Origin of the sequence: Rhizobium sp. R86522 (assembly GCF_042466255.1) — a bacterium.
Classification (GTDB): Bacteria; Pseudomonadota; Alphaproteobacteria; order Rhizobiales; family Rhizobiaceae; genus Allorhizobium.
The window spans coordinates 2086158-2112236 of sequence record NZ_JAXHBX010000001.1 but is presented as its reverse complement, the minus strand read 5'-3'; the positions used below and the strand labels follow the sequence as shown (position 1 = coordinate 2112236).

Annotated in this window: 26 protein-coding genes, 1 tRNA gene and 1 pseudogene; 13 read left to right on the top strand and 15 right to left on the bottom strand. The window is 61.3% G+C overall.

What is annotated here, in order from left to right:
- The first annotated feature begins 6 nt into the window (after positions 1–6).
- Both SJY08_RS10230 and SJY08_RS10225 read left to right on the top strand, forming a co-directional pair.
- Positions 7–1233, top strand: a complete 1227-nt coding sequence (locus tag SJY08_RS10230; protein WP_153761951.1) for an MFS transporter — start codon at positions 7–9, stop codon at positions 1231–1233.
- Positions 1234–1387: 154 nt separating this feature from the next.
- Entirely contained in the window at positions 1388–3526 is a 2139-nt protein-coding gene (locus tag SJY08_RS10225) for a sodium-translocating pyrophosphatase (RefSeq protein WP_069041670.1), read from the top strand.
- 97 nt (positions 3527–3623) lie between these two features.
- Here the strand turns inward: SJY08_RS10225 and SJY08_RS10220 are convergent, their stop codons facing one another.
- On the bottom strand, positions 3624–4127 hold the full coding sequence (locus tag SJY08_RS10220; protein WP_054150575.1) for an outer membrane protein assembly factor BamE: 504 nt from the start codon (positions 4125–4127) through the stop codon (positions 3624–3626).
- Between the two features lie 241 nt (positions 4128–4368).
- On the opposite strand from SJY08_RS10220, the gene SJY08_RS10215 reads away from it, so the two are divergent.
- The 9 genes from SJY08_RS10215 to SJY08_RS10175 all read left to right on the top strand — a co-directional run bounded on the left by SJY08_RS10215 (position 4369) and on the right by SJY08_RS10175 (position 10688).
- Complete coding sequence (locus SJY08_RS10215) at positions 4369–4908, top strand: ubiquinol-cytochrome C chaperone family protein (protein WP_377275484.1); 540 nt, start codon at positions 4369–4371, stop codon at positions 4906–4908.
- Positions 4909–4968: 60 nt separating this feature from the next.
- The gene (locus SJY08_RS10210) at positions 4969–5529 is read left to right on the top strand and encodes a DUF177 domain-containing protein (RefSeq protein ID WP_069041668.1); all 561 of its coding nucleotides are present in this window, start codon (positions 4969–4971) and stop codon (positions 5527–5529) included.
- Positions 5530–5630: 101 nt separating this feature from the next.
- Entirely contained in the window at positions 5631–6677 is a 1047-nt protein-coding gene (gene plsX / locus SJY08_RS10205; RefSeq protein ID WP_054150578.1) for a phosphate acyltransferase PlsX, read from the top strand.
- 16 nt (positions 6678–6693) lie between these two features.
- Entirely contained in the window at positions 6694–7665 is a 972-nt protein-coding gene (locus tag SJY08_RS10200; protein ID WP_054150579.1) for a beta-ketoacyl-ACP synthase III, read from the top strand.
- A 108-nt stretch (positions 7666–7773) separates the two neighbouring features.
- On the top strand, positions 7774–8112 hold the full coding sequence (locus SJY08_RS10195; protein ID WP_054150580.1) for an integration host factor subunit alpha: 339 nt from the start codon (positions 7774–7776) through the stop codon (positions 8110–8112).
- Positions 8113–8238: 126 nt separating this feature from the next.
- Positions 8239–8772: a MerR family transcriptional regulator gene (locus SJY08_RS10190; protein WP_377278538.1), complete on the top strand. Its 534-nt coding sequence runs from the start codon at positions 8239–8241 to the stop codon at positions 8770–8772.
- Between the two features lie 78 nt (positions 8773–8850).
- The gene (locus tag SJY08_RS10185; protein ID WP_377275483.1) at positions 8851–9264 is read left to right on the top strand and encodes a hypothetical protein; all 414 of its coding nucleotides are present in this window, start codon (positions 8851–8853) and stop codon (positions 9262–9264) included.
- A 121-nt stretch (positions 9265–9385) separates the two neighbouring features.
- A tRNA-Pro gene (locus tag SJY08_RS10180) sits at positions 9386–9462 on the top strand.
- 206 nt (positions 9463–9668) lie between these two features.
- Positions 9669–10688, top strand: a complete 1020-nt coding sequence (locus tag SJY08_RS10175) for a PHB depolymerase family esterase (protein ID WP_377275482.1) — start codon at positions 9669–9671, stop codon at positions 10686–10688.
- Between the two features lie 17 nt (positions 10689–10705).
- On the opposite strand, the gene SJY08_RS10170 is transcribed toward SJY08_RS10175, so the two are convergent.
- The 6 genes from SJY08_RS10170 to SJY08_RS10145 form a co-directional block, all read right to left on the bottom strand.
- Entirely contained in the window at positions 10706–10855 is a 150-nt protein-coding gene (locus tag SJY08_RS10170) for a hypothetical protein (RefSeq protein WP_006727526.1), read from the bottom strand.
- A gap of 77 nt (positions 10856–10932) precedes the next feature.
- Positions 10933–11190, bottom strand: coding sequence for a hypothetical protein (locus SJY08_RS10165; protein ID WP_377275481.1), 258 nt, complete (start codon positions 11188–11190; stop codon positions 10933–10935).
- Positions 11191–11289: 99 nt separating this feature from the next.
- The gene (locus SJY08_RS10160; RefSeq protein WP_377275480.1) at positions 11290–12522 is read right to left on the bottom strand and encodes an O-antigen ligase family protein; all 1233 of its coding nucleotides are present in this window, start codon (positions 12520–12522) and stop codon (positions 11290–11292) included.
- On the bottom strand, positions 12519–14075 hold the full coding sequence (locus tag SJY08_RS10155; protein ID WP_377275479.1) for an undecaprenyl-phosphate glucose phosphotransferase: 1557 nt from the start codon (positions 14073–14075) through the stop codon (positions 12519–12521). The genes SJY08_RS10160 and SJY08_RS10155 overlap by 4 nt, the downstream gene beginning before the upstream one ends.
- A gap of 109 nt (positions 14076–14184) precedes the next feature.
- Positions 14185–15327: a glycosyltransferase family 4 protein gene (locus SJY08_RS10150; RefSeq protein ID WP_377275478.1), complete on the bottom strand. Its 1143-nt coding sequence runs from the start codon at positions 15325–15327 to the stop codon at positions 14185–14187.
- Between the two features lie 3 nt (positions 15328–15330).
- Positions 15331–15900 (bottom strand): polysaccharide biosynthesis/export family protein, encoded by a 570-nt coding sequence (locus SJY08_RS10145; protein ID WP_371418475.1) that lies wholly within the window; start codon positions 15898–15900, stop codon positions 15331–15333.
- A 189-nt stretch (positions 15901–16089) separates the two neighbouring features.
- Between SJY08_RS10145 and SJY08_RS10140 the strand changes: the two are divergent.
- Positions 16090–18283 (top strand): annotated as a pseudogene (locus tag SJY08_RS10140) (GumC family protein).
- A gap of 28 nt (positions 18284–18311) precedes the next feature.
- Here SJY08_RS10140 and SJY08_RS10135 read toward each other — a convergent pair.
- Together SJY08_RS10135 and SJY08_RS10130 are read right to left on the bottom strand one after the other, a co-directional pair.
- The gene (locus SJY08_RS10135) at positions 18312–19574 is read right to left on the bottom strand and encodes a GNAT family N-acetyltransferase (protein WP_377275477.1); all 1263 of its coding nucleotides are present in this window, start codon (positions 19572–19574) and stop codon (positions 18312–18314) included.
- A gap of 115 nt (positions 19575–19689) precedes the next feature.
- Complete coding sequence (locus SJY08_RS10130) at positions 19690–19917, bottom strand: DUF2842 domain-containing protein (protein ID WP_069041660.1); 228 nt, start codon at positions 19915–19917, stop codon at positions 19690–19692.
- 116 nt (positions 19918–20033) lie between these two features.
- On the opposite strand from SJY08_RS10130, the gene SJY08_RS10125 reads away from it, so the two are divergent.
- Positions 20034–21137 carry a COX15/CtaA family protein gene (locus SJY08_RS10125; protein ID WP_377275476.1) on the top strand — a complete coding sequence of 368 codons (1104 nt, stop codon included), beginning with the start codon at positions 20034–20036 and terminating at the stop codon, positions 21135–21137.
- 6 nt (positions 21138–21143) lie between these two features.
- Here the strand turns inward: SJY08_RS10125 and SJY08_RS10120 are convergent, their stop codons facing one another.
- The 6 genes from SJY08_RS10120 to rplM form a co-directional block, all read right to left on the bottom strand.
- Positions 21144–21986, bottom strand: a complete 843-nt coding sequence (locus SJY08_RS10120) for a DODA-type extradiol aromatic ring-opening family dioxygenase (RefSeq protein ID WP_377275475.1) — start codon at positions 21984–21986, stop codon at positions 21144–21146.
- A gap of 60 nt (positions 21987–22046) precedes the next feature.
- Positions 22047–22916, bottom strand: coding sequence for an aminoglycoside phosphotransferase family protein (locus SJY08_RS10115; RefSeq protein WP_377275474.1), 870 nt, complete (start codon positions 22914–22916; stop codon positions 22047–22049).
- 4 nt (positions 22917–22920) lie between these two features.
- Positions 22921–23853, bottom strand: coding sequence for an N-acetyl-gamma-glutamyl-phosphate reductase (argC, locus tag SJY08_RS10110; RefSeq protein WP_377275473.1), 933 nt, complete (start codon positions 23851–23853; stop codon positions 22921–22923).
- A gap of 68 nt (positions 23854–23921) precedes the next feature.
- Entirely contained in the window at positions 23922–24875 is a 954-nt protein-coding gene (gene speB, locus SJY08_RS10105) for an agmatinase (protein WP_377275472.1), read from the bottom strand.
- 154 nt (positions 24876–25029) lie between these two features.
- Positions 25030–25494, bottom strand: coding sequence for a 30S ribosomal protein S9 (gene rpsI / locus SJY08_RS10100; protein ID WP_377275471.1), 465 nt, complete (start codon positions 25492–25494; stop codon positions 25030–25032).
- Between the two features lie 2 nt (positions 25495–25496).
- Complete coding sequence (gene rplM / locus SJY08_RS10095; protein WP_054150596.1) at positions 25497–25961, bottom strand: 50S ribosomal protein L13; 465 nt, start codon at positions 25959–25961, stop codon at positions 25497–25499.
- Between the last annotated feature and the right edge of the window lie 118 nt (positions 25962–26079).

Sequence of the window (26079 nt, the reverse complement as noted above, 5' to 3'; positions counted from 1 at the left end):
TGGCAGATGGACGCGACGACGGGAGCAGGGCTGGACGGACAATTCTCGACAGCCAAGCGTAACGTCGGTCTGCTTGCCGTGGCCCAGGCAATCCTCGGCTCTGCACCGCCGCTCGCCTTTGCTGTCGGTGGTCTCGCCGGTTTCCAGATGCTCGGCGCCGACAAGTCGCTCTCGACCGCTCCGCTGACGGGTTTCAACATCGGCGTGGCCGTCGGCGCGATCGTGGTGGCAGCGGCCTCCAGGGTTCTTGGCCGCCGCGAAAGCTTCATGGTCGGCGCATTGATGGGTGCGCTCGGCAGCGCATTGGCCGCCTTCTCGCTCATCCAGTCGAACTTCTGGCTCTTTGCCTTCTCGCTTTTGCTCATGGGCATATCTGGCGGCTTCACCCAGAAGATCCGTTTCGCCGCCGCCGACGCATCGCCAAGCTTCTACAAGGGCAAGGCAATCTCCTGGATCCTCGCCGCCGGTATCATCTCCGCCATCGTCGGACCGCAGATCGCCATCTGGTTCAAGGATGCGCTCGCACCTGTGACCTTCGCCGGCGCCTTCCTCGGCATGGTGCCTCTGCTGCTCTGCGCGATCGGTGTCTTGTTCTTCCTGAAGCTGCCGAGCCTTGCTGACAAGAAGGCGGAAGCCTCAGGCCCCGTGCGCCCGTTGCGCGAAATCGTCATGACCCAACGCTTCATGACCGGAATGATCTGCGGCATCAGTTCCTATGCCCTGATGACCTTCATGATGACCGGTGCACCGCTCGCGATGGTCATCGGCTGCGGATTTTCGTCCGACTTGGCGACGCTCGGCATACAATGGCACGTCATCGCCATGTTCGCGCCGAGCTTCTTCACCGGCATGTTGATCACCCGCTTCGGTGCCGAGAAGGTGGTTGCGGGCGGCCTGCTGATCCTCATGGCGTGCGCGGTCGTCGCCCATATGGGCATTGCGCTCTGGAATTTCTGGGGCGCGCTCGTTCTCCTGGGCATCGGCTGGAACTTCGGCTTTATCGGTGCGACCGCGATCGTCGCCTCGAGCTATCGTCCGGCCGAGGCCGACAAGGTGCAGGGTTTCCACGACATCATCCTGTTCTCGACCGTAGCACTTTCGTCCTTCTCCTCGGGCAAGGTGTTCACCGCCTTTGGATGGTCGGTCATGAATCTGGTGATCTGGCCGATCACGATCGCCTGCCTCCTGCTGGTCGTTCTCCAGCTTCGCGCGGCTGCCCGCAAAGCCGCCTGAGTTCCCTTGAGACGGCAAAATATGCGTACTTGACGCCGCTAAAAGCGCGACGCAATCTCGCCACGCGTTGACGAGGTCTCGGAGGAGGGGGCCTGAGTTTGCGAGTCACGGCCCGCGATGAGTGAGGCGCGGGCAATACGGGAGGGTATTGCGAATGACGGTTCTTCTAGGCGTAATTTTATGCGGGTTGCTGTCGGTGGTCTACGCGGTCTGGGCGACACGCTCGGTGCTTGCAGCTGATCAGGGCAATGCCCGAATGCAGGAAATTGCAGGCTATATTCGCGAGGGTGCTCAAGCTTACCTCACTCGGCAATACCTGACCATCGCGATCGTCGGCGCCGTCGTCTTCGTCGCCACCTGGCTTCTTCTCTCGGGCACCGCTGCCATCGGCTTTCTGATCGGTGCCGTCTTGTCGGGGGCTGCCGGCTTCATCGGCATGCATGTCTCGGTCCGTGCCAATGTGCGCACCGCCCAGGCCGCTTCCCACAGTCTGGCGGCCGGTCTCGACATCGCCTTCAAGTCTGGCGCCATCACCGGCATGTTGGTCGCAGGTCTCGCTTTGCTCGGCGTCTCCATCTACTTCTACATCCTGACCGCAATACTCGGTCATGAAAGCGGCTCGCGTGCCGTCATCGATGCGCTTGTCGCGCTCGGCTTCGGCGCCTCGCTGATCTCGATCTTCGCCCGTCTGGGCGGTGGTATCTTCACCAAGGGCGCCGACGTCGGTGGGGACCTCGTCGGCAAGGTGGAAGCCGGCATTCCCGAAGACGATCCGCGCAACCCGGCAACAATCGCCGACAACGTCGGTGACAATGTCGGCGACTGCGCCGGTATGGCTGCCGACCTGTTCGAGACCTATGCGGTCTCCGTCGTTGCCACCATGGTGCTTGCTGCGATCTTCTTTGCCGGTTCGGCCGTGCTCGATATTGCGATGATCTACCCGCTCGCCATCTGCGGCGCCTGCATCATCACCTCGATCATCGGCACCTTCTTCGTCAAGCTCGGCACCAGCGGCTCGATCATGGGCGCGCTTTACAAGGGTCTGATCGTCACCGGGCTCCTGTCCGTAGCGGGTCTCGCCATAGCCACGTCGCTGACCATTGGCTGGGGTTCCATCGGCACCGTTGCCGGGATGGACATCACCGGTGTGAACCTGTTCATCTGCGGCATTCTGGGCCTCGTGGTGACGGCGCTGATCGTTGTCATCACCGAGTATTACACCGGCACCAACAAGCGCCCGGTCAACTCGATCGCCCAGGCCTCGGTCACCGGTCACGGCACCAACGTCATCCAGGGTCTGGCGGTCTCGCTGGAATCGACCGCACTTCCCGCCATTGTCATCGTCGGCGGTATCATCTCGACCTACCAGCTTGCCGGCCTCTTCGGCACGGCGATCGCGGTTACCACCATGCTGGGCCTGGCCGGCATGATCGTCGCCCTCGACGCTTTCGGCCCGGTCACGGACAATGCCGGCGGTATCGCCGAAATGTCGCATCTGCCGCCTGAAGTCCGCAAGTCGACCGACGCGCTCGATGCCGTTGGCAACACCACCAAGGCCGTGACCAAGGGTTATGCCATCGGCTCTGCCGGCCTCGGCGCGCTCGTGCTCTTTGCCGCCTATTCCAACGACCTGGCCTACTTTGCCGCAAACAGCGCCCAGTACCCGTATTTCGCGGACATGGGACCGATCTCCTTTGATCTCTCCAACCCCTATGTCGTCGCCGGCCTCATCTTCGGCGGTCTGATCCCCTACCTCTTCGGTGGTATCGCCATGACGGCCGTCGGCCGCGCAGCCGGCTCGATCGTTGAGGAAGTCCGGCGGCAGTTCCGCGAGAAGCCGGGCATCATGCAGGGGACCGAAAAGCCTGACTATGGCCGGGCGGTCGACATCCTGACCCGCGCCGCGATCAAGGAAATGATCATTCCCTCGCTGCTGCCGGTTCTGGCGCCGCTCGTCGTCTATTTCGGCGTGCTCCTGATTTCCGGTTCCAAGGCTTCCGCCTTTGCTGCGCTTGGCGCCTCGCTGCTCGGCGTCATCGTCAACGGCCTGTTCGTCGCCATTTCGATGACCTCCGGTGGTGGTGCCTGGGACAATGCCAAGAAGAGCTTTGAAGACGGCTTCATCGACAAGGATGGCGTGAAGCACCTGAAAGGTTCGGACGCCCACAAGGCCTCTGTCACCGGTGATACGGTCGGCGATCCCTACAAGGATACCGCAGGGCCTGCCGTCAATCCGGCAATCAAGATCACCAACATCGTTGCGCTGCTGCTGCTCGCCGTTCTCGCGGGCTGAGGCGAAGATGCCAAAACAAAAAGACCGCGGAAGGAAACTTCCGCGGTCTTTTTCATGTCTCTATGGGCCGAGGGCATAGCTCCCTCGGCGGATGGTCTTAGTAGTTGCTCAGGATATTGCGGACGCTGTTGGCGGCGCCACCGCCACCAGCCAGCAGCTGCTGCAGGAATGTGAGATCGCGACCGCCGGTCGGCGTCGTGCGGGAAATCGTGTCGAACACCTTGCCGTCCTGCAGCGTGTAGTTCGCACGCTGCGCAACGACGCCGTCCTTGTCGAAGTAGATGGCTAGGATCTGCTGGTCGACGAGGCGCTGCTTCATGAAGGCGACCGGGCGGGTGCGCTTCTGGGAGATGTAGTAGAAGACTTCGCCGTCGAAGGTCGCCGTGGTCGACGGCGTGCCAAGCGAGAGAAGGACCTGTTCGCGGCTGGAACCGACCGGCACCAGGTCCAGCGCTGCCTGATCAACGACATAACCGTTGTGGAAGACCTCGGAGGTCTGGCAGGCGGAGAGGCCGATGGTGACGGCAAGAGCAAGTGCGGTCGTGCTCAGGAGCTTCCTGTCCGACTTGAAAATCCTGATATTCACGCAAACGTCTCCCATGACTGTCGATGGCACCTGACGGAGCCTGATCGCTTCTGCGCATAGCATTGTGGCCTTTCCGGGGAAAGCCGCCGCAAAGCTCGCGCTGCCGATTTGCCGGTCAATCTGCCACGAGATGCGGCATCCGTGCCGGATATCGGCATTGCAATTCACGCCTGCTTCGGTAAACCAGCTTTCGCAATCATGCAACACGACCACGTCCGGGCTCACCACTTCGGCCGGCTCTTTTTGGTGGAATTGGATGGTATTCGGCTTCTTTCGGCAGAAAAGAAACAATCAGGTGATCGTCGAGCGCCAGTACGGGGCTTTGACGGCGGCGGCGCGCACGCCCGCATTCTATCTCGACATGAATGTTCCGGACACCGTGATCGGTCGGTTCGAGCTGTTGACGATCATGCTGATTCTCTATTTTCGCCGCACGGCGAAATCTCCGCGCAGCGGCCAGGAGATCGCCCAGAACATCATCGACGCCTTCTTTGAGGATGTCGATCACTCCATCCGCGAACTGGGCGTCGGCGATCCCGGCGTGCCGAAGCGCATGAAGAAGCTCGCCGGCATGTATTATGGTCGACTGGAGTCCTACGCGGCGGCACTGGATAAAAACGACCGCGAAGCGCTTGGCGCCGCGCTGAAGCGCAACATTCATCCCGAAGAAGGCGAGGCGGCTCCCTCCATGCAGGCGCTGGCCGACTGGATGTTTGCAGCCGAGCAGGCGCTGGCCGCCCTGGATGAAAACGAAATCGAGACGGGCATGGCCCGCCTGGCCGTCCCGGGAACCTGAGCAGCGGCAAGCGCTTGGAACGCAGAGGTCGCACCGGACGGTAGAACAAGGATTGACGACATGACAGGCAGCAATGCAAGGGACCCTCGCGAGTTCACCTATCTGGTGAAAGTCGCCCATATCTCCGCCAACCCGGTACAGGTCCATGTGGAAGCCGACGAGCGTGAGCGCGCGGGCCTTGCGGACCTCTGGAACGTGGAGGCGGTCAATCGGCTGTCCGCCGACCTGCAGATCGCCCGCTGGAAAAAGGACGGTGTACGCATCAAGGGGAATGTCACGGGCGAACTCGTGCAGGCCTGCGTCGTCACCCTGGAACCGGTGGTCTCCACGATCGATCAGGAGATCGACCAGATCTTCGTGCCGGAGGGATCCAAGCTTGCCCGCATCGTGCTCGATGGCGCCGGTGAGATGGTGCTCGATCCGGATGGTCCCGACCTTCCTGAACAGTTTACCGGTGACACGATCGACGCCGGCGCGCTGGTCGCCGAATTCGCCGCTCTCGACATCGATCCCTATCCGAAGAAAGAAGGCGTTGCCTTCTCCGGACACATCGAAAGCAAGGCTGAAGAAGACAAGAAGCCGTCGCCCTTTGCGGTCCTGAAAGACTGGAAAAAGGACTGATCATCCCCCATCTGCACCTGCGGGTGGGTTGTGTGCCGAGTGAAAAGCGCTATTTTGGCCGAAAATATCGCTGACCAGCGATGAAGAAGGGTCAGGTCTAAGTGATCAGAATTTCTGTCGACGTCATGGGTGGAGACTTCGGTCCCGAGGTCGTCATCCCCGGAGCCGCCAAGGCACTTGAGCGTCATCCCGATGTAACCTTCCTTCTCTTCGGCCAGCAGGAACGCTGCCTGCCGATCCTCGCGCAGTTTCCCAAGCTGAAGGAAAAGTCGACCTTCCACCACTGCGACATCTCCGTCACCATGGATGAGAAGCCGAGCCAGGCGCTTCGCCGCGGCCGCTACGTCTCCAGCATGTGGCGCTCGATCGAGGCGGTGAAGTCCGGCCAGGCGGATGTGGTCGTCTCGGCCGGCAACACCGGCGCGCTTATGGCCATGGCGAAATTCTGCCTGCGCACCATGGCGACCATCGAGCGCCCGGCGATCGCCGCGATCTGGCCGACGTTGTCGGGCGAGAGCATCGTGCTCGATGTCGGTGCTGGCATCGGTGCCGATGCGCAGCAATTGCTCGACTTCGCCGTCATGGGCGGCGCCATGGCGCGCGCGCTGTTCGAGATCGAGAAGCCCATGGTTGGCCTTCTCAATGTCGGCGTGGAGGAGATCAAGGGCCAGGAAGAGGTCAAGGAAGCCGGGCGCCTCATTCGCGAGGCCGGCCTCGACACGATCGACTATTATGGCTTCGTTGAAGGGGATGACCTCGGCAAGGGCACGGTCGACGTCGTCGTCACCGAAGGCTTTACCGGCAACATCGCCCTCAAGACTGCAGAGGGCACGGCCAAGCAGATTGCCGAATACCTGCGCGCGGCCATGTCGCGCACCTGGATGGCCAAGCTTGGCTACATCCTGGCAAAGGGCGCCTTTGATCGCCTGCGCGAGAAGATGGACCCGCGCAAGGTCAATGGCGGTGTCTTCCTCGGCTTGAACGGTATCGTCATCAAAAGCCACGGCGGCACGGATGCCGAAGGCTTTGCGGCGGCTCTCGATGTGGGCTATGACATGGCCCGGAACGGTCTCACCCAGAAGATCGAAAACGACTTGAAAAAATATCACGCGCGGCACCCGTCTCCGGCCGGCCCCGAAGCGGCGTGAAAGGTAGGAAACTCCAATGATCCGTTCTGTAGTTCGCGGTTTCGGAGCAGCGCTCCCGAAACGGGTTATGACCAATGCTGATCTCGAAAGCCTGGTCGAAACCTCCGACGAGTGGATTGTTCAGCGTACCGGCATCAAGCAGCGCTACATCGCAGGTGAAGGCGAGACGACGGCATCGCTGGGTGCAGCGGCAGCTCAGGAAGCGCTTGATCGCGCGGGTTTGACGGCTGCAGACATCGACCTGATCATCTGTGCGACCTCGACGCCCGATAACACCTTCCCGGCGACGGCCGTCAACATCCAGAACCGTCTCGGCATGCATCACGGCTTCGCCTTCGACGTTCAGGCCGTCTGTTCCGGCTTCGTCTATGCCATGGCGACGGCTGATCTCTATATCCGCGGCGGCATGGCAAAGCGCGTGCTGGTCATCGGCGCCGAGACCTTCTCCCGCATCCTCGACTGGACCGACCGCACGACCTGCGTTCTGTTCGGCGACGGTGCTGGCGCGTTGGTCCTCGAGGCGGCCGAAGGCGAGGGGACGGTTGCAGACCGCGGCGTTCTCACCTCGAACCTGCGCTCGGACGGCGCCCATCGTGAAAAGCTCTATGTCGATGGCGGTCCCTCGACCACAGGCACGGTTGGTCATCTGCGCATGGAAGGCCGCGAAGTCTTCAAGCATGCCGTCGGCATGATCACCGACGTCATCGAGGCTGCGTTCACGGCGACCGGTACGACCGCTGACGACATCGACTGGCTGGTCCCGCATCAGGCCAACAAGCGCATCATCGACGGCTCGGCGAAGAAGCTCGGCATTCCCGATGAGAAGGTCGTGATCACCGTCGACAAGCATGGAAATACGTCTGCGGCATCCATTCCGCTGGCCCTTGCGACGGCGGCCAGCGACGGCCGGATCAAGCAGGGAGATCTGGTGATGCTCGAGGCCATGGGCGGCGGCTTCACCTGGGGCGCCGTGCTGGTGCGCTGGTAGCATTTGAAACCCTAAAAATTGCGCATCGACAAGCACTTGACCGTTGCGGCCAAGGGCAATAGTCTCTGCCCAATTCAACAAGATCATTGATTTAGGCGGGCGAGAACAATGGCCGGAAAGACAGTGACGCGTGCGGATTTGGCAGAATCAGTCTTTCGCAAGGTCGGTCTCTCCCGGACGGAATCCGCCGAACTCGTGGAAACGGTCATCGACGAGATTTGCAATGCCATTGTGCGTGGTGAATCCGTGAAGCTTTCGTCCTTCGCCACCTTTCAGGTTCGTAGCAAGAACGAGCGAATCGGCCGTAATCCGAAGACCGGCGAGGAAGTGCCGATTTCTCCCCGTCGGGTGATGACGTTCAAGGCGTCCAACGTTCTCAAGCAGCGCATTCTTCGCGCTCATATAGCCCGCAAGGCCAAGCAGAAGCCGGTCAATCCGGCCGCCTGAGAAAAGACCAAAATCGGTGGAGCATCGTGCCGCCGGTCATCGAGCGCTTGAAAACCAGCCCTCACCCCGTTGAAATGTGATCCGAGTCGCGCGCCCGCGTGATCTTCGAGGAGCGCTGTGATGCAGTTGGACAAGAGCCCGGATGCTTTCCGCACGATCAGTGAAGTCGCTGATGACCTCGACCTGCCGCAGCATGTCCTGCGCTTCTGGGAAACCCGCTTTCCGCAGATCAAGCCCCTGAAGCGCGGCGGCGGTCGGCGCTACTATCGTCCCGACGATGTCGAACTGCTTAAGGGCATCCGCCATCTGCTCTACGATCAGGGTTATACGATCAAGGGCGTGCAGAAGCTTCTGAAGACCAACGGCAACAAGTTCGTCATGGCTGTTGCCACCGGCGATGTCGCCACCATGGAAGCGCTTGTTGCCGCCAATGCCTCTAAGAGCGACGAGCCGAAGGTCAATCTCGACGAGGACCAGGTCGTCGGCCGACCCAAGGTGCGCACCAGCGGTCGTTTCTTCGGCTTCGGTGGCAGTGCCAATGATGACGCACCGGAAATCTCGGTCGGCAAGGGCTCCGTCGGCAAGGAAGACCGTGCGCTCCTGCAGGAGGCTCTCTTCGACCTGCTCGAATGCAAGCGGCTGCTCGACCAGGTGCGGTGATGACGCATCGTTCCGTTGAACGGAACACCGCTGACCTTGAGGCGTTGAAGGACCGACACGCAACCCGCGCGAGGCTCCATGAAACGGCTTTTTATCACACTCCCAGTTCTCTCCCTGCTCGCCGCCGCCCCGGCGCTCGCGCAGCAGGCAGCAACGTCGTCTGACGCCACCGAGGCCAGACCTGCTACCGTCGAGGATGCCTGCATCTTCGTGGCGAAGAACATGGTGATGGTCAAAGATCTCAAGGTCGGCGTTGTCCAGGCCTTTCCTGAGCTTGATCCGCCAGGAGCAAGGCTGACCTATTCCACCCGGATGGACAGCGAACCGCAGGACATTTCTGACGAGATCGAGTGCCAATTCGAACGTGACGCCGAACCGCTGCAGGTAACGCGCTTCTGCATGGACCTGACCTGCTACGCCGCAAACAGCGAAGAACCCGAAGAACGCCGGCGCTTCGAGGAAATCAGAGCGCTGATGCAGCGTCTGAACTGATCATCCTCGCATTTTTTCGTCCCTGCTGGAGTTTCCCCTTGCGCAGAAATGGCTGACTGTCTAAAGGGAACTGGCTGTCGAGCGGGTCACTCGTGACCCAAAAAGCACGATTGGCAGATGACGGAATGTAGCGCAGCCCGGTAGCGCACTTGACTGGGGGTCAAGGGGTCGTGGGTTCGAATCCCGCCATTCCGACCATTTTATGTTTGCGGATCAAGCAGTTGATTTCGTGACATGGTTAGAGAGACCGGGTACCGCAAGGTGCCCGGTTTTTTCGTTCTTGGGCGACAGGTCGTCGCAAAACTCCCGAGCGTGAATGTCACTCGGCTTCTTTTGGTTTCTGTCCTATGTTTGCTGCAATGCAGCATTATATTGGAAAGAGGTTCGAAGGGAGCCGGAATCCGATGCGCTTCAAGTTCTCCATGTCTCCGCTCTCCGCGCTGCTCCGAAGCCAGAAGCGTCTGCAGCGCAGGCTGGAGAAGGCGATGCCCAAGCTCAGGATGTATGAGCCGAAGGTCGCAAAACCCCGTGCGCCGCGCTCCGGGCTCGCGCAGGTGCATGCCTTCGGCAGCAATCCCGGACGACTGCGGATGTTTGAATATGTGCCCTCCGCCCGCCGGGACCCAGCCACGCTCGTGGTGGTCCTGCATGGCTGCCTGCAGACTGCAAAACAGTATGATCGTGGCAGCGGTTGGAGCCGCATGGCGCGGGAAAAGGGTTTCGTGCTGCTCTATCCGGAGCAGACCAAGGAGAACAATCACAATCTCTGCTTCAACTGGTTCCGCCCGAGCATGGTGGCGCGCGATCGCGGTGAGCTGATGTCGATCCGCCAGATGATCGAACACGCGATCGAGCGTCACGGGATCGCGGAAAGCAGGGTCTTTATCCAGGGCCTGTCGGCGGGCGGTGCCATGGCCAATGCGCTTCTCGTCACATATCCGGATCTCTTTGCCGCCGGTCAGGTGGTGGGTGGCCTCCCCTTTGGCGCGGCCCGCGACGCCATGTCGGCACTTTCAGTGATGAAATCAGGTCCTCGCCGCAGCAGACGGGAATGGGGTGACCTGGCACGGAGTGCGGCAGGAGACGTGTCCAGCCGCAAACCAGCCGTGGCGATCTGGCAGGGCAGGGCGGATCGGGTGGTGTCGCCGGGCAATGGCGAGGCGCTGCTCGCCCAATGGCTGGATTTCCATGGGCTTGATGAATTCGCCGGAGAGAGTGAAGCCCGGCCGGAAGGATCGATGATCGTCTGGAAGGATGAGAATGGCAGACGGCTGGTGGAGTATCGCCTACTTGATGCCCTGGACCATGGCCTGCCCGTCATCGCGCGACGCGCCGGCTCTGAGCGCCAGGCCTACATGCTTGAGGGCGCCATCGGCGCCCCCCAGCAGTTCTACGAAACCTTCATTCGGCCAGGCCGAATTTGAGCCGCTGAGGCCGTTGCTCAGTTTTCCTCGATCGAAACGCCGCTCTCGCCGATGCGGAGTTCGACGCCGTCAGGCTTCTGCTCTTCCTGGTAGACATAGATGCCAAGGCCGATGACGGCGACCACGAGTGCACCGATGATGAGGTAGAGGCCATTGTTCCGGCTCATGAAATTCTCCTGTCTGATGATGTCGGACAGGGAAAGTCTGGGCGCCGGTTATTGTTCCATCGCCATATTGGAAAAACTCAATCGTCGTTGGCGGCGGTGAGTTCTTCGGGGCGCATGCCGTCGTCACTGCCGCGCGCAGCAAGACGAAGTCCTTCTGCACCTTGGCCGCCTTCGCCCGCATCCAGAAAGACGACGCCCATATCCGTGAGCGCGGTCTTCAGCGCCGCGTAATGCTGTGGTGTGGCGTCATAGCCATTCCCGGCTTCGATCTGGAGGATCAGCAGCGCGGGCACGCCGCTTTCCTGCGACAATCGGTCGATGGTGACGTCGAGCATGGCGCGCGCAGCGCGTATCTGAGCAGGTGTGATCATGAGTAAAGTATGGGGTGCGCGGGCAATAAATCAATGCAGTGCCCGCAATCGGCCATTTCTGCGTCAGTTCCGCAAGGCGCGCTGGTGACGCCATTCGGCAGCGCCGCAGCCCCAGACGATGCCGAGCACGAGATAGAAATGCCGCCAGTGGTCGGTATCGATCACGGTGCCGACCAGGATATGCCCGACGAGAACGATCCAGGCGACCATCAGATAGGGTTGCCAGGGGCGTTCGCGCAGCAAGTAGCGGAAGCCCATCGACACGGTCCAGATCATCAGGGTCACGTAAGAGACAAAGCCGATCCAGCCATAGGCCATCAGGGATTTCAGCCAGATATTGTGCTCGTCTTCCGGGAAGATCCGACCGAACATCATCGGCCCTATCCCGAGCGGCCTCTCCATCGCCAGTTCAAAACCGAGACGGTGCCGGGCGAAGCGCCCCAGGTGGCCGCCGTCATATTCCTGCACCAGCTGGGTCCGGGTCTCGAACAGCGCCTGCACCTTCTCGAACTGCAGAGCGACCGAGAGCGCCAAGACCATGGCGACAACCGCCGCAAGCGACAGCACCAGGATCTTCAGGCGGAAGGCATTGGTTCGCTCCTTGAGGAGCATGACGAAGACCAGGGCGACGGTGCAGAAGAGAAACAGTCCCCAGGCGGCGCGCGAGAAGGAGAGAAACACCGCCAAGGAAAGGATCAGAATACCGACAATCCGCAGCGGGGACTCGAGCAGCCGCCCTTTCAGCATGCCATGCATCAGGTAAAGTGTCGGCGCGACGAGAAACGGGCCGAAGACATTGGGGTCCTGGAAGGCGCCCATGGCGCGATCATAGCGCGTGAAGACTTCTGCTCCGGGGAAGGCGTGGAAATAGCCAAGGATCCCGAGCATGCCCGTGATGATGGCGGCAGCCACCCAGGCCTGGAAGATCAGTTTTAGCCGCTGCGGCCTGTCCTCGATGACCGCAGCGTAAAACACGGCCGTGAGCGCCAGAAAGATCGACACCGCGACATAGAGCACCTGTTCCGTCAGGATGGTCCGTAGCATGGTAAGTGCCAAAAGCCCTCCGACGTTGAAGATCAGCAACATAGCGAGCAGGGGCGCGACGACGCGCGAGATCTTCAGGCCGAAGAGGAACCAGAGCGCGACCTGGCCGACCATCAGAAGTTCATAAGGGGCAGGCTCGGATATGACGAAGCCCGAAAGGAAAACGCCGAAGGCCATGATCCAGGAGATCATCAGCTGAACGGCAGCTGCCTGCGGGTTGAAGGGCCTCGCTTGGTTGACGACGGCACTCAATAGGCGTTCTCGGTATTGAGAAGCCTGAGCGGGGTCAGGAACAGGATCTTCAGATCGAACCAGAGAGACCAGTTTTCGATGTAATAGAGGTCATAGGCCGTGCGGAACTTGATCTTGTCGTCGGTGTCGATTTCTCCGCGCCAGCCATTGATCTGCGCCCAACCGGTGACGCCGGGCTTGACCCGGTGCCGGGCGAAGTAACCCTCGACGATTTCGCCGAATGTCTTGTCGCGGGTCTGGCCGAGGACGGCATGGGGACGGGGACCGACCAGCGAGAGATCACCGCGCAGCACGTTGAAGATCTGCGGCAACTCGTCGATCGACGTCTTGCGGATGAAACGGCCGACCGGCGTCACGCGCGGGTCGTTCTTGGTAACGGCATTCTTGGCCGTCGGATCGCTCATTTCCGTATACATCGACCGGAATTTCAGGACGTTGATTACCTCGTTGTTGAAGCCGTGACGCTTCTGCACGAAGAAGACCGGTCCCTTGGATGTCATCTTGACCGCAATCGCCGTGGCAATGAAAACCGGCCACAGCAGGATTAGGGCGAGAACGCTGAAGAAGATGTCGAAGGCGCGCTTGGCGACGGAATCCCAGTCACGGATCGGCTTGTCGAGAATGTCGAGAAGCGGGACCGCACCGACATGCGAATACGCGCGCGGCCGGAAGCGCAGATTGTTGGAATGGGCGGCGAGGCGGATATCGACCGGTAGCACCCAGAGCATCTTCAGGAGCTGCATGATGCGGGCTTCAGCGCTGAGCGGCAGCGAGATGATCAGCATGTCGATATGGGCGAGACGCGCAAATTCGACGAGTTCCGCCACGGTCCCGAGCTTCGGGTAACCGGCAACCACGTCCGGGGAGCGTGTAGAGTTGCGATCGTCGAAGATACCGCAGATCCGGATATCGTTTTCCGGCTGCTGTTCCAGAGCGCGGATAAGGTCTTTGGCAGGTTTGCCGCCGCCGACGATCACCGCTCGGCGCTCCATCACGCCGTTGCGTCCCCAGCGCCGAAAGCCAAACCCGATCAGATTGCGCTCGATCAGGAGATAAATCGCACCGAGCACGAACCATGCGGCGAGTATGCTGCGGTAATTGGGGTCATGGTCGATGAACAGGAAGTTCGTCAGAGCGACAAGACCGAGGGAAGCCATCCAGCTTCCCAGAACCCGCGCCATGGATCCCATCGGCGAACGCAGAATCGAGACATGGTAGCAATCGCTGGCCTGCATGAAGAGCAATGCCATCAGCGAGCCGACAAAGGCACTGACGCTCGTGTCGAGGAAGTGAGCGCCCGGATCGAAGGCGAAGAAGAAGTTGGCGCCGAGCGCAATCCCGAACAGACTGAAGAACTCGAGAAAACGCAGCTGGCCGATCACGATCGACGGCGAATAGTTGGCCACCGCGTATTGTGACGCGATCTGGCGTGCCAATGCGCTGATTTCGGCTTTACGCTCCCCTTCCACCTTGTGCAGGGGATCGTCGCCGACCGTCTGACCGCGACGCAATGCGTCAAGATCGAATGCCTCGGGTTTGTCGACCTTGTTCATGTCTGGATCTCGCACGTGTGTGCGGGAAGACTACGGCGAAGGTCCTAAGAAACGCTTTAGGATCCCCTCAGAAATGGTGTGATCTGTTCCGTTTCGGCGCAAGCCGCGGTCAAATGCGCGCGAGTTGCGCCCGATAAAGCGTTTCGATGTCCCTGGCCATGACTGTTGCGGAAAAACGGGAGCGGAAGCTCTGAGGGCTTGGCATGGTTCGCCTCGACCAGTCCGGATCGGTGAGCGCCTTGGCCATCACGGCGCCGAAGAAGTCGGCGCGGCCGGCCTCGACGAGGGCCTCGCAGTCAGGGCCGAGGATCTCGGGAATGCCCCCGACCCGTGAGGCGATAACCGTCTTTTCTGCGGCCAGCGCCTCCAGGACGATATAGGGCATGGCCTCGGCGCGCGAGGGAACGACGATGATGTCGGAGAGCGCAAAGGCCTCGGCGATGGGCATGGCGGGTCTGAAGCCGATCCGGCGGCTGAGGCCCTTCTGTTCGACAATTCGACGATAGCGCTCAAGGTCGGGGCCGTCTCCGACGATCACCCCGCTCAACGGTCGACCAACCAGTCGTTCAGCTTCGGCGAAGGCATTGATGAAGACATCGGGCCCCTTGAGGTCGCGCAGCATCCCGATATAGGCGAAATCCACGCCCTCGGCTTCGACCGGGATACGCCCGAAGTCTCTCTCGCTGATGCCGTTATAGACCCGCGTCGCCTGACAGTGGGGCCTGCCGATCTTCGTCTCGTAGGTCTGGCGCTCGTAGTCGCAGACGAAAGAAATCGATTCCGTCATCCGCTCCAGAACGCGCTCGGCCATGAAGACGGCCTGTCCTGACGGTTTTGCCCGCGAGAAATGCAGGCTGCCGCCATGCGGTGAATAGAGGCGGGCGACGCGATACCTTCGAACCCGCAGCAGTGAGCCGATCAACCGCGCGATCACGCCGCCCTTGGCGCCATGACCATGCAGGATATCCGGCTGCAATTCCTTGATGAGTTTGTAAGCTTCGCCGAGCGCCGCCATGTCCTTCAAACTGACGGAACGCCGGATCGGGAAGCGTGTGACGCCGAGCGCAAGATGCGGCATGATCTGCTCGAAGAGCCGGTCTTCATGGGCGCCGCCCGTCGAGCTGTCGCAGAGGATGCCGACTTTGTGTCCGGCCGCGCTGTGCAACTCTGCCAGATCGCGGACATGGCGGAAGATCCCGCCGATCGGCGACCGAAAGCAATGCACGATGCGCAGCGACGGGGCTTCGGCCATCGATCAGAACAGCCGTTCGCGCACGTAGACGGTGTCGCCGGCGAGGATCGGGTCGGTGATCGGCACGCGGCCGGTGATGATCTGTCCGTTGATCTTGCGGGTCACGTCGACATCCCGTTGATTGGCGCGGCTGTTGAAGCCGCCGGAGACGGCGATGGCGTTGAGGATCGTCATGCCCGGCACATAGGCGTATTGCCCCGGTTGCCCGACCTGGCCCATGACGAAGATGGACCGGTAGCGATCGACTTCGATCGAGACGTCGGGATCACGCAGGTACCCCTGCTTGAGCTTCTGGGCGATCGCGCCTTCGAGCTGGGTGAGGGTCGCACCGCGAGCCGCGACCTGACCAACGAGCGGGAAGGCGATGTAGCCGGCCTGGTCAACGGTATAGGTGTTGGTGAGGCTCGGTTGTTCGAAAACGGTGACGCGCAGCCGGTCACCGCTGTCGAGCCGATACGGCTGGATAGTGGCCTCGTGAAAGACCTTCGGGGCAGGGCGATAACTCGCGCAGCCCGAAACGCCGATCGACAGGACCACGCTTGCGATCAGAACCATCGCCTGTTTGCCGACCATCGCCATGCGCTGCTGCGCTCCCACTGAACCCACATTCGTTGGCCTGTTATCGAATGGTTAGGGTTAATGCCGGGTAAACGTCTGGTGGCGGATTGCCTCATTCAGACGCCAAAACTGGGAGCATCACGGTTAACCCTTGAGTTACCATGATCCTTTACTTTCGCGGGCAAGATGTTCCGGGAGTCTGTGATGCCGAGTGTGGACCGCGATCAACATGATGTCGATATCGACCTCGCCCAGCTCTTTCGCGCCGTGTGGGAGCGAAAGGGGAGGATCCTGGCCGCGACTGCGCTTGTCGGGGTGCTGGCCTTCGTTGGTGCCAATGCGATCTCGCCCACCTACAAGGGCGATGCAAAACTTCTGATCGAGCCGCGCGAGCCGAACTTCTCGGCATCGGGAACCTCGTCCTCGATCGCCGAACCTTTGCCCGACGAACTGAATATCGCAAGCCAGGTGCAACTGCTCCAGTCCGTTGATCTGATCAAGCAGGTGGCCCGGGACCTCAAGCTGCATGAGCGCACCGAATTCGATCCGGACTCCAGCCCCTCCGTCGTCACCGACTTCCTCGTGCTCTTTGGACTGAAGAGCAACCCGCTGGAACTGCCGCCCGAAGAGCGCGTCATCAACGCCTTCAAGGAAAAGCTCGCCGTCTATCAGGTCGACAAGTCGCGGGTGATCGGGATCGAGTTCACGTCGCAGGATCCGAAGCTCGCAGCGGCTGTCCCGAACACGATGATGGACGTCTATCGCTCCTTGCAGAGCGGAGCCAAGCTCGACAGCAATTCCGACGCCGTCCGCTGGCTGGAGACGGAGATCGCCAATCTGCGCGAAAAGGTCCGCGAGGCCGAGCAGAAGGTTGCGGAATATCGCTCCTCGGCGGGCTTGATGTCACTCGGCTCCGATCAGAGCTCGTTCAGCAGCAAGCAGCTCTCCGATATCTCGACGGAACTCGCCCGGGTCCGTGGCGAACGCGCGAATGCCGAAGCAACCGCTGAAAACCTGCGTGCCAGCATCAAGGCTGGAAGGTCGACCGAAACGCTGGATGCGGTTGCCCGCTCGGAATCGATCCAGCGCCTGAGGGCCGCCGAATTGCAGCTGCGCGCCCAGATTTCCGATCTCTCCACGCGCCTCCTCGATGGTCATCCCCAGATGAAGGCCCTGCGTGCCCAGCTTTCGGGTATCCGCGAGCAGGTACAGGCCGAATCGCTGAAGGTCGCGGCCGGCCTCGAAAATGAAGCCGCCGTTGCGCGTGAGCGCGAAACACAGCTGCTTGCCCAGCTGAATACCTTGAAGGCTGACACGGCCCGTGCCGGCGAGGACGAAGTCGGCTTGAAGTCACTGGAACGCGAGGCGACCGCCCAGCGTCAGCTGCTCGAAACCTATCTGGCCCGCTACCGCGAGGCGTCGTCACGCCTCGACAAGGATTTCGAGCCCTGCTGATGCGCGTGTGATTTCCACTGCGATCGAGCCACAGGAGCCGAACTTCCCGAAGGTTCTGCCGATTACGATCGTCGCCACGTTGTCGACCATGATTCTCGCGGCCGTCGCCGTGATGCTTGCCGAGCTTTTCAGCGGTCGGGCCTTGCGTCCCACGGGGACGGTGGCTCCCGTTGCGGTCCGTCGGGAGGAAGAGGCGCTACCGCGTCAGGAAGCCGCTCCCGATCCGGGCAAGCCCGAGCGTTCGGCCGATACGCCCGCGAGCCTTTTGAATGTTGCCCCGGACGCCGAACTGGTCGAGGAGATGGAGCAGGTCGTCACTGCCGAGATTCCTGCGGCTGAGACTGTCGAGGAGCATGACGAGTTCTCTATCGCATCCGTGGCCAGTTTTCTCGTCGAGCAGGAAACGCGGATCGCTTTTGCGATTTCGCCATCGGGCGACGATGGCTCGCTCGGTACGGTCGCTCTCGCCCGCGAACTGGCCGATCGTGGCAAGCGTATGGTTCTCGTCGACATGACGGGATCAGCCTGCCCGACGCGGTTGATGGCGTCCTGGCGCGATCTTCCTGGAATCACGGATCTGTTGACCGGCGAAGCCGCCTTTGCCGATTGCATCCATCCTGATCGTTCCTCGACGGCCGATATCGTCCCGCAGGGCAATGCGGATATCCGTCAGGCCATGCGTGGCGCGGACCGTCTCTCCATGATCGTCGATGCACTCGCTGACGTCTACGATCTGGTTCTGGTCGAATGCGGTCCTGCGAATGCAGAAAGCGTCGCCCGTCTCAGCCGCAATGGCCGCCACGAGATCATCCTCTCGGCTCCCGATCCCAGGGCGGACGAGCTTGCCGAGATCATGGTGACCTTCGAGGATGTCGGCTACTCGGATCTCGTTCTGCTTTCGGTGAAGACGCCGCCAAGCCGCCACGCGAGGGACGCAGCCTGATATCGGCCGTTCCCCGGGCCGGGAACGATCAATCCTCTGGTTTGCCAATCGGCGCAGCCGTGCCCTGGGCTCGCATCCTTTGGATGAGCGTATAGAGATGCGGATTGCCTTTGATGAAGGTTTTCGTCCGGGTGAGGCTGCGATGCGTCATCGCCGCGAGGTGACCTGCAGGGCGCAGAGGCAGCAACACATCATGGTGCACGGTTTGCACGGAGCACCAGCGACGCTTGTAGTCCTGATCGCCAATGCCGAAGTCGAACAGGGCAGCACCGTTCAGGGCGCTGCGCTCGATGACCAACCAGAACAGGAGTTCGCCGGGGCTGGCCTCCGCCATCAGACTGTCGTCGATTGAGCCGAACTGACAGATGACGTGGTCGCCCTTGCGCGAGAGACCGGTGATGGCGGCGATCTTGCCGTCATGCTCGCCCTTCAGGCGAACGGCATGCAGTTCGAGCGGCACGTCGCTTCCGCCGCGATCCACCTCGAGAAGCATCCGAAAGAAGGCTTGCGTCTCCGCAGGCTGGAAGACGTTCGGCAAGCCGCCTGAGGCAAACCGGGCGGCCTTCTGCTGAAAGAAGCGTTCGAGCAGGGCTTGCTGCTCGGCAAGCTTGGTCGGGCGGATATGCTCGAATCCGCCTGCGGCTTCCAGCTTGCGGATCTGTGCGCGATACTTCTTGCGGCGGCTCTTGGCATTCAGCAGCGCAATCGTCTCTTCCATGGTCGCACACAGCGGCAGCTGGAAGGATGCGTTCTGGTTGCGGATATGCGGCAGAGCCGATAGCGGATGCCGCTCGCCCCGCCAGTCGAAGGGGATGTTCGTCAAGCTGAGCAGGTCGGCATGATCGCGCAACGCGTCGACCAGCAGTGTTTCGAGCGCGTGGCCGGGAAGCGTCGATGCTACCGATCGGAAGCGGGCGCTGAACAGGCCGCTGTTGAAGTTTGTGAAGGCGGAGCCGATGAAGCGGGCATTGCGCACGAGATAGTGCCGTTCGATTTCGAGCGGCAGCAGGAAGGCGGTCTCGTCGTTCAGGCGTCCTTCGACGATGGCAAGCGGATGGCCATGGGTCTCGACCCAGGCGCGGCACCAGTCATAGCCATGATGCAGGGAGTTCCACGGATCGGCCTCGAGCTGCCGCCAGACCTGTTCCAGCGGCTTCATGCGCTGATGAACCGTCAGCGAGAGCCGTCCAGCGGGGCTGTCGAGGGTCGTTCGATTGCGTTCGACAGTGGCGCCGTCATCTGGCAGATCTTCGGCAAATGCCATCGCATCATGGCGTATCTGGGCCCGCATGTACCCTATCCTGTCCGGTTTCACTGACGCGCAGGAGCTTAGACGGACACTGCCAACAAACGGTTATCGGTTTCGGAGATGGGCAGCCTGACACCGTGCCAGGGTAAAGGCGGAGTTAATCCGCGTCCTTCTTCTTGAAGGGACCGGCCATCCACTTGATCACGAGCATGGCCGGAATGACCCAGAGCAGGCCGGTCAGGAGGAAGTAAAGCAGATGAGCCCACCAGGGCGCGGTCGCGAGCGTTGCCGTCGCGATCGTCGTCGCGAGCAGGGCATAGACCGACACGATCAGGATGATCAGGATCGTACCGATGAAGGATCTCAGTTTCGGGCGCCTTGTCATGCCTTATTCCTACTCGACGTCGCCGTCTTCCGCGACGCGACCGCTTGCCGCAAACCGGCGGGCTTGTTTTGCACGGCTGACTGATGCAAATCAACGGTCGAAAAGAGGATTGACGAATGACAGCAGTATTGACCGGAACCGAGTTGCAGGTGCGCAAGGAAATCGCTCGCGTGGATGCTGACCGAAAGGCGGTCCGCATCTGGCTCGGCGTGGTGATTCTTGCGCTGTTCTGTCTCGTGCTGGTCGGCGGCGCAACCCGCCTGACCGACTCGGGCCTGTCGATCACCAAGTGGGAACCTATCCATGGTGTCATCCCGCCGCTGACCGCCGCAGAGTGGGAAGAAGAGCTCGAACTTTATCGTCAGATCCCGGAATACCAGCAGATCAACAAGGGCATGAGCCTCGACGAGTTCAAGTTCATCTTCTGGTGGGAATGGGCGCATCGACTGCTCGCCCGCCTGATCGGCGTGCTGTTTGCCGTCCCGCTCGCCTATTTCTGGCTGCGCGGCAAGATCGAGCCGAGCCTGCGCAAGCCGCTGGTCGGGCTTCTCGCGCTTGGAGGCCTGCAGGGCTTCATCGGCTGGTGGATGGTCTCCTCAGGTCTCAGCGAGCGGACTGACGTCAGCCAGTATCGTCTCGCCGTCCATCTGATGATGGCCTGCTTCATCTTCGCCAGCTGTGTCTGGATCTATCGCAGCCTTTACCCGCATACGGACGATGCTGTTCCGACGGAAAAGAGCCGTCTTTTCGCGGGCGTTCTGCTTATCATGACGTTCGTCCAGATCTATCTCGGCGCTCTTGTCGCGGGTCTCGATGCCGGCTTCACCTACAACACCTGGCCGCTTATGGACGGCGCCTGGGTGCCGCAGGGGCTCTTCATCCAGTCGCCCGCATGGATCAACATCTTCGAAAACCCCAAGACGGTGCAGTACATCCATCGCATCGGCGCATATGTTCTGTGGGGGGCGGCACTCGCCTATATGATCCAGTCTCTGCGGGCGGCTCCCGAGACCACCCATGCCCGCCGTAGCGTGGTGCTTTTCGTCCTCATCAGCATCCAGGCGGTAATCGGCATCGCGACGCTCGTGATGCAGGTGCCGCTGGCTGCCGGTGTCATCCATCAGGGCATGGCGCTGGTGGTGCTCGCCTTTGCCGTCGCCCATCTGCGCGCCTTCTATGGCGAGCGTCCGAAGCCGGTTGTGGTCGAAGTCCGCGACTGAGCCAGATCAGCCGAAGCGATAGGCGGAGTAAGGTTTTCCGAGGAACACACCCCGGAAGACCTGCCGCCCAGCATCGGAGCCTGCTGCACCTGACGCGACGAACAGCGGCACGAGGTGATCGTGGTCGGGCACATGGCAGGCCAGGGCATCCGGGTTCTGCTCCCAGGTCGCGAGCACTTCTGAACGAAGCGCGCTGTCGGGTGAGGAGACCGCTTGCGTCAGCCAGTCGTCAAACCGGATCGCTTGCTCAACATGATTTGGTTCTGCCTGCCGGAACATCCGCATGTTGTGATAGCTCATGCCCGAAGCGATGATCAGCACGTCTTCGTCACGCAACGGCGCCAGCGCCTCGCCGATCGCCACATGGCTTTCAACATCCAGCGTATTCTTGAGAGAGATCATCGTCAGCGGGACATCCGCATCCGGATAGAGCAGCATGAACGGGATGAAGACGCCATGATCGAAGCCGCGCGTGGCATCCTCGGCGCTCTCGATCCCCGCCACTGCCAGTAGCGCTCGCGCGCGGGCCGCAAGGTCCGGCGAGCCCGGGGCAGGGTAGGAGAGTTCGTAGGTGTGCGGCGGGAAATTATAGTAGTCGAAGAGCATGCCAGGCTTTGCAGCCGTGCTCACCGTCGGCACCGGTTCCTTCTCCCAATGGCCTGAAACCACGAGCACGGCCTTCGGCCGCCGCCCGATTTCCGCATCGAGGCCTTCGAGGAAGGCCCGAAGATCGTCCCAGGGCGCCTTGCCTTCGGCATCGCGCGGGAATTCCATGAACGGCCAGGGGCCGCCACCATGGGGAATGAAGTAGACGGGGAAACGATGGCGATGTGGGATTTCGCTGCTCATGACGACCTCGCTGGTACCCTTTGATGCTACCAAAGGGTGATGAGGCCGGCGATCCGTCATTCAGTCGACAAAGTGTTCGACAACGAGCGATCTTGCGATCCGGGCAAAGGCCAGACGCTCCGCAAGCCTTGCATCGCCTGCCAGCGACGCCCCGTCTTCCAGCATCCAGGCGACAGAGAGCATCGCGTGAACCGCCGCATAACTCAGGACCTTCCTGCCGCTGCAGCCGAAATGAACCGCGAATCTCTCCGTTAGGCGCATGATGCGCAGCCGATCCAGGACGAGACGCTCATTCCCCAGTGGGTTTCCGAAGACATTGGCCACATCATAGACCGGGTCGCCATAAAGTCCCTGGGGATCGATCGCCCGCCACTCGCCGGACGCATCCTGGACTATGTTCTCGTGATGGAGGTCACCGTGAAGCGGTCTTTGGCCCAGTTGCACGCTGAGCAAGCCGCGTGCGATATGCGCGGCCCAGCGTGCGACCGTGCCGAGTTCGGACGATCCAGATGTTTCCGCAAGCAAGAACAGAGACTTGAAATGTCGATCGAGCGGCACGAGTGCTTCTGGAACCGTTCGTCCGCTTGGAGCATGCAACTTGCCCAACAGACGGAGCACGACGTCCGTTGCGTCCTCGTCGCCCCAGCGATCAAGATGTTCCCGAAGTGTCCCTGCGCCCGCATCTTCGAGCAGAGATGAGTGGCCGATACGGTCAATGAGGCGAACGGCGCCGAGACCCTGCCGCCACTCGAGAAAGTCGAGGCCAGGCAGTTCCCCGTGTCCAGCGGGCTTTAGGCTCTTTACAATGTTTGTCGAGCCACTTCGCCAAACCCGAAAAACAAGACTGGACGGAGTGTCAGCGATTAGCTCCGCCTTATCGATGCTCCAGGCTTCGCTAAGGGCGATGGGTAGCGCAGACGACGCGGCCACGGGCTCACGCCGACAGCATCAGATCCATGTTCTGCACGGCAGCCCCCGACGCGCCCTTGCCGAGATTGTCAAGCAGCGCCACGAGATTGACATGCGCGCCACCGGGTGTGCCGAAGACAAAGAGCTTCATAGTGTCCTGTCCGACCAGCTCTTCCGCATCCACGCGCGGCAGCTTGGCACTTTCGCCGAGCGAAACGACGCTGACGATATCCTGGCCCGCATAATGGGCGACGAGTGCCGCCTGGATGCTCTCGACGGTCGTGCCGGCGGCGAGATCGTCCAGGAACAGCGGTACCTGCACGATCATGCCCTGGGCGAAGCGGCCGACGGAGGGAGCAAACAGCGGTGCGCGGTCGAGCAGCCCATGCGTCTGCATTTCCGGCACATGCTTGTGCTTCAGCGTCAGGCCGTAGAGGAAGTTGTTCGCAGCCAGATGCTCGGGATGATCAGCGTCTTCCATCTGCGCGATCAGCTGCTTGCCGCCGCCGGTATAGCCCGAGACGGCATTGACAGAAATCGGATAGCCATCCGGCAGGATGCCAGCGGCGCGCAGCGGCCGGATGAGGCCGATCGCACCGGTCGGATAGCAGCCGGGATTGGAAACATAGCGCGCCGACCGGATCTTCGCCTTCTGCGCCTTGTCCATCTCGGCAAAGCCATAGGCCCAATCGGGATGCACCCGAAATGCGGTTGAGGCATCCAGCAAACGGACATTGTTGTTCGCGGCCGTCATCTCATAGGCCTGCTTCGACGCATCGTCGGGCAGGCAGAGGATGGCGATGTCGGCGCTGTTCAGCATGTCCTCGCGCATCTTCTCGTTCCGCCGCTCCGCTTCGGGGATCGACAGCAACTCCAGATCGCGGCGGTCGGCCAGGCGCGTGCGGATCTGCAGACCCGTTGTGCCGTGTTCGCCGTCGATGAAGATCTTCGCTGCCATTTGTCTAATCCTGTCAGAGGTTTGGATGAGAATGCGGAATCTGATTGTGAGTGTGTTGAATCAATGTGTCAGGTGCGTGTCGCGAGTTTCTCGGCGCGCAGGCCCAGCATATACATTGCAACCGTCGCACCGGCAATTGCGGTGATGTCGGCATGGTCATAGGCCGGCGCCACCTCGACGATATCAGAGCCACGGATGTCGAGAGCCCCGAGCTTGCGCAGGACCGAGAGCATCTTGGCGGAGGAGGGGCCGCCGGCGACCGGTGTCCCCGTGCCCGGAGCATAGGCCGGGTCGAGGCAGTCGATGTCGAAGGTCATATAGGTCGGAGCCGTGCCAACATGCGAGAGGATCGCATCGGCAATCGCCTGCGCGCCCATGTCCTCGACCTCGTAGCCTGGAATGATCCGGATGCCGAACTCCTCCGGCGCTTCCGTGCGGATGCCGATCTGGATCGATTTCGTCGGCTCGATCACGCCTTCGCGCACGGCCCGGCAGACGAAGGAACCATGGTCGATCCGCTGGCCGTCATCATCCCAGGTGTCCTGATGGGCATCGAAATGCACCAGCGCCAGCGGTCCGTGTTTGGCCGCATGGGCTTTCAGGAGTGGCCAGGTGACGAAATGGTCGCCGCCAAGGCCGAGCAGATAGGCGCCGGAGGCAATGATCTTCGCGGCCTCCTGCTCGATCAGGGCAGGGGTGTTCTGGTGATTACCGTAATCGAGCAGCACGTCGCCATAGTCGATGACGGCCATCTGCTCGAAGAGATCGCGCGCAAAGGGATATTGCGGATCATTGTCGAAGATGGCTGAGGCGCGCCGGATTGCCTGGGGTCCGAAACGAGCACCGGGACGGTTGGAGACGGCCGCATCGAAGGGAATGCCGAGCACGACCGCATCGACGTCGGTGAGGTCCTTGGAATGCTTGCGGCGCATGAAGGAGAGCACGCCCGCATAGGTCGGATCGGTCGCTGCACCGCGCAGGGTCTTTGCGGTAAACGCGTTGTCGATCGATTTGCTGGCCATGATGCTCTTCTCCCTCTGAAAATTTGATCAAGTTAGTTGGTCGACTTGCTCGGTCAAGCCCCGATCGCCGGCAGCAGCTGCGCGGGTCGAGGCGAACGAAAAAAAAGGCGGAGCCGAAGCCCCGCCTTGATTTCCGTTTCCGGTTGTCCAGCGATTAACGCTTGGAGAACTGGAACGAACGACGGGCCTTCGCCTTGCCGTACTTCTTACGCTCGACGACGCGGCTGTCGCGGGTCAGGAAGCCACCCTTCTTCAGGACCGGACGCAGGCCCGGTTCGAAGTAGGTGAGGGCCTTCGAGAGACCGTGACGAACGGCACCGGCCTGACCGGAGAGGCCGCCGCCGGCGACAGTCGCGATGATGTCGAACTGGCCGTCACGGGCCACTGCGACGATCGGCTGCTGCAGGATCATCTGCAGGACCGGGCGTGCGAAGTAGGTGGAGAACTCGCGGCCGTTGATGGTGATCTTGCCGGTGCCCGGCTTGACCCATACGCGGGCAACGGCGTTCTTACGCTTGCCGGTGGCGTAGGAGCGACCCAGCGAGTTGACCTTGCGGACGTGAGCCGGAGCTGCGTCCTGTGCCGGGGCAAGGTCCTTCAGGGAAGAAAGATCGGCCATACTTAGGCGCTCCTTGTGTTCTTGGCGTTCAGCTTGGCAACGTCGAGAGCGACGGGCTGCTGAGCTTCATGCGGGTGGTTCGTGCCAGGATAGACGCGCAGGTTCTTCATCTGGCGACGACCGAGCGGGCCACGCGGGATCATGCGCTCGACGGCCTTCTCGAGAACGCGCTCCGGGAAGCGGCCTTCGATGATCTGGCGAGCCGTACGCTCCTTGATGCCGCCCGGATAACCGGTGTGCCAGTAGTACTTCTTGTCGGCATACTTCTTGCCGGTGAAGACGACCTTTTCGGCATTGATGACGATGACGTTGTCGCCGTCGTCAACATGGGGGGTGTAGGTGGCCTTGTGCTTGCCACGCAGGTGCATGGCGATGATGGTGGCGAGGCGGCCGACAACGAGCCCTTCGGCGTCGATGAGGATCCACTTCTTCTCCACCTCTGCAGGCTTCTGAACGAAGGTAGACATTGAGGTCTCTTTCAGTGTGATCCTGTGTTTCCCAATTGTGGGAGCGACAGGCGTTTCTTGTTGCTTGTTTCGCGCCGTTTTCGACGCAAAAAAGAAGGCGGTCCCGAAGGGCCGCATT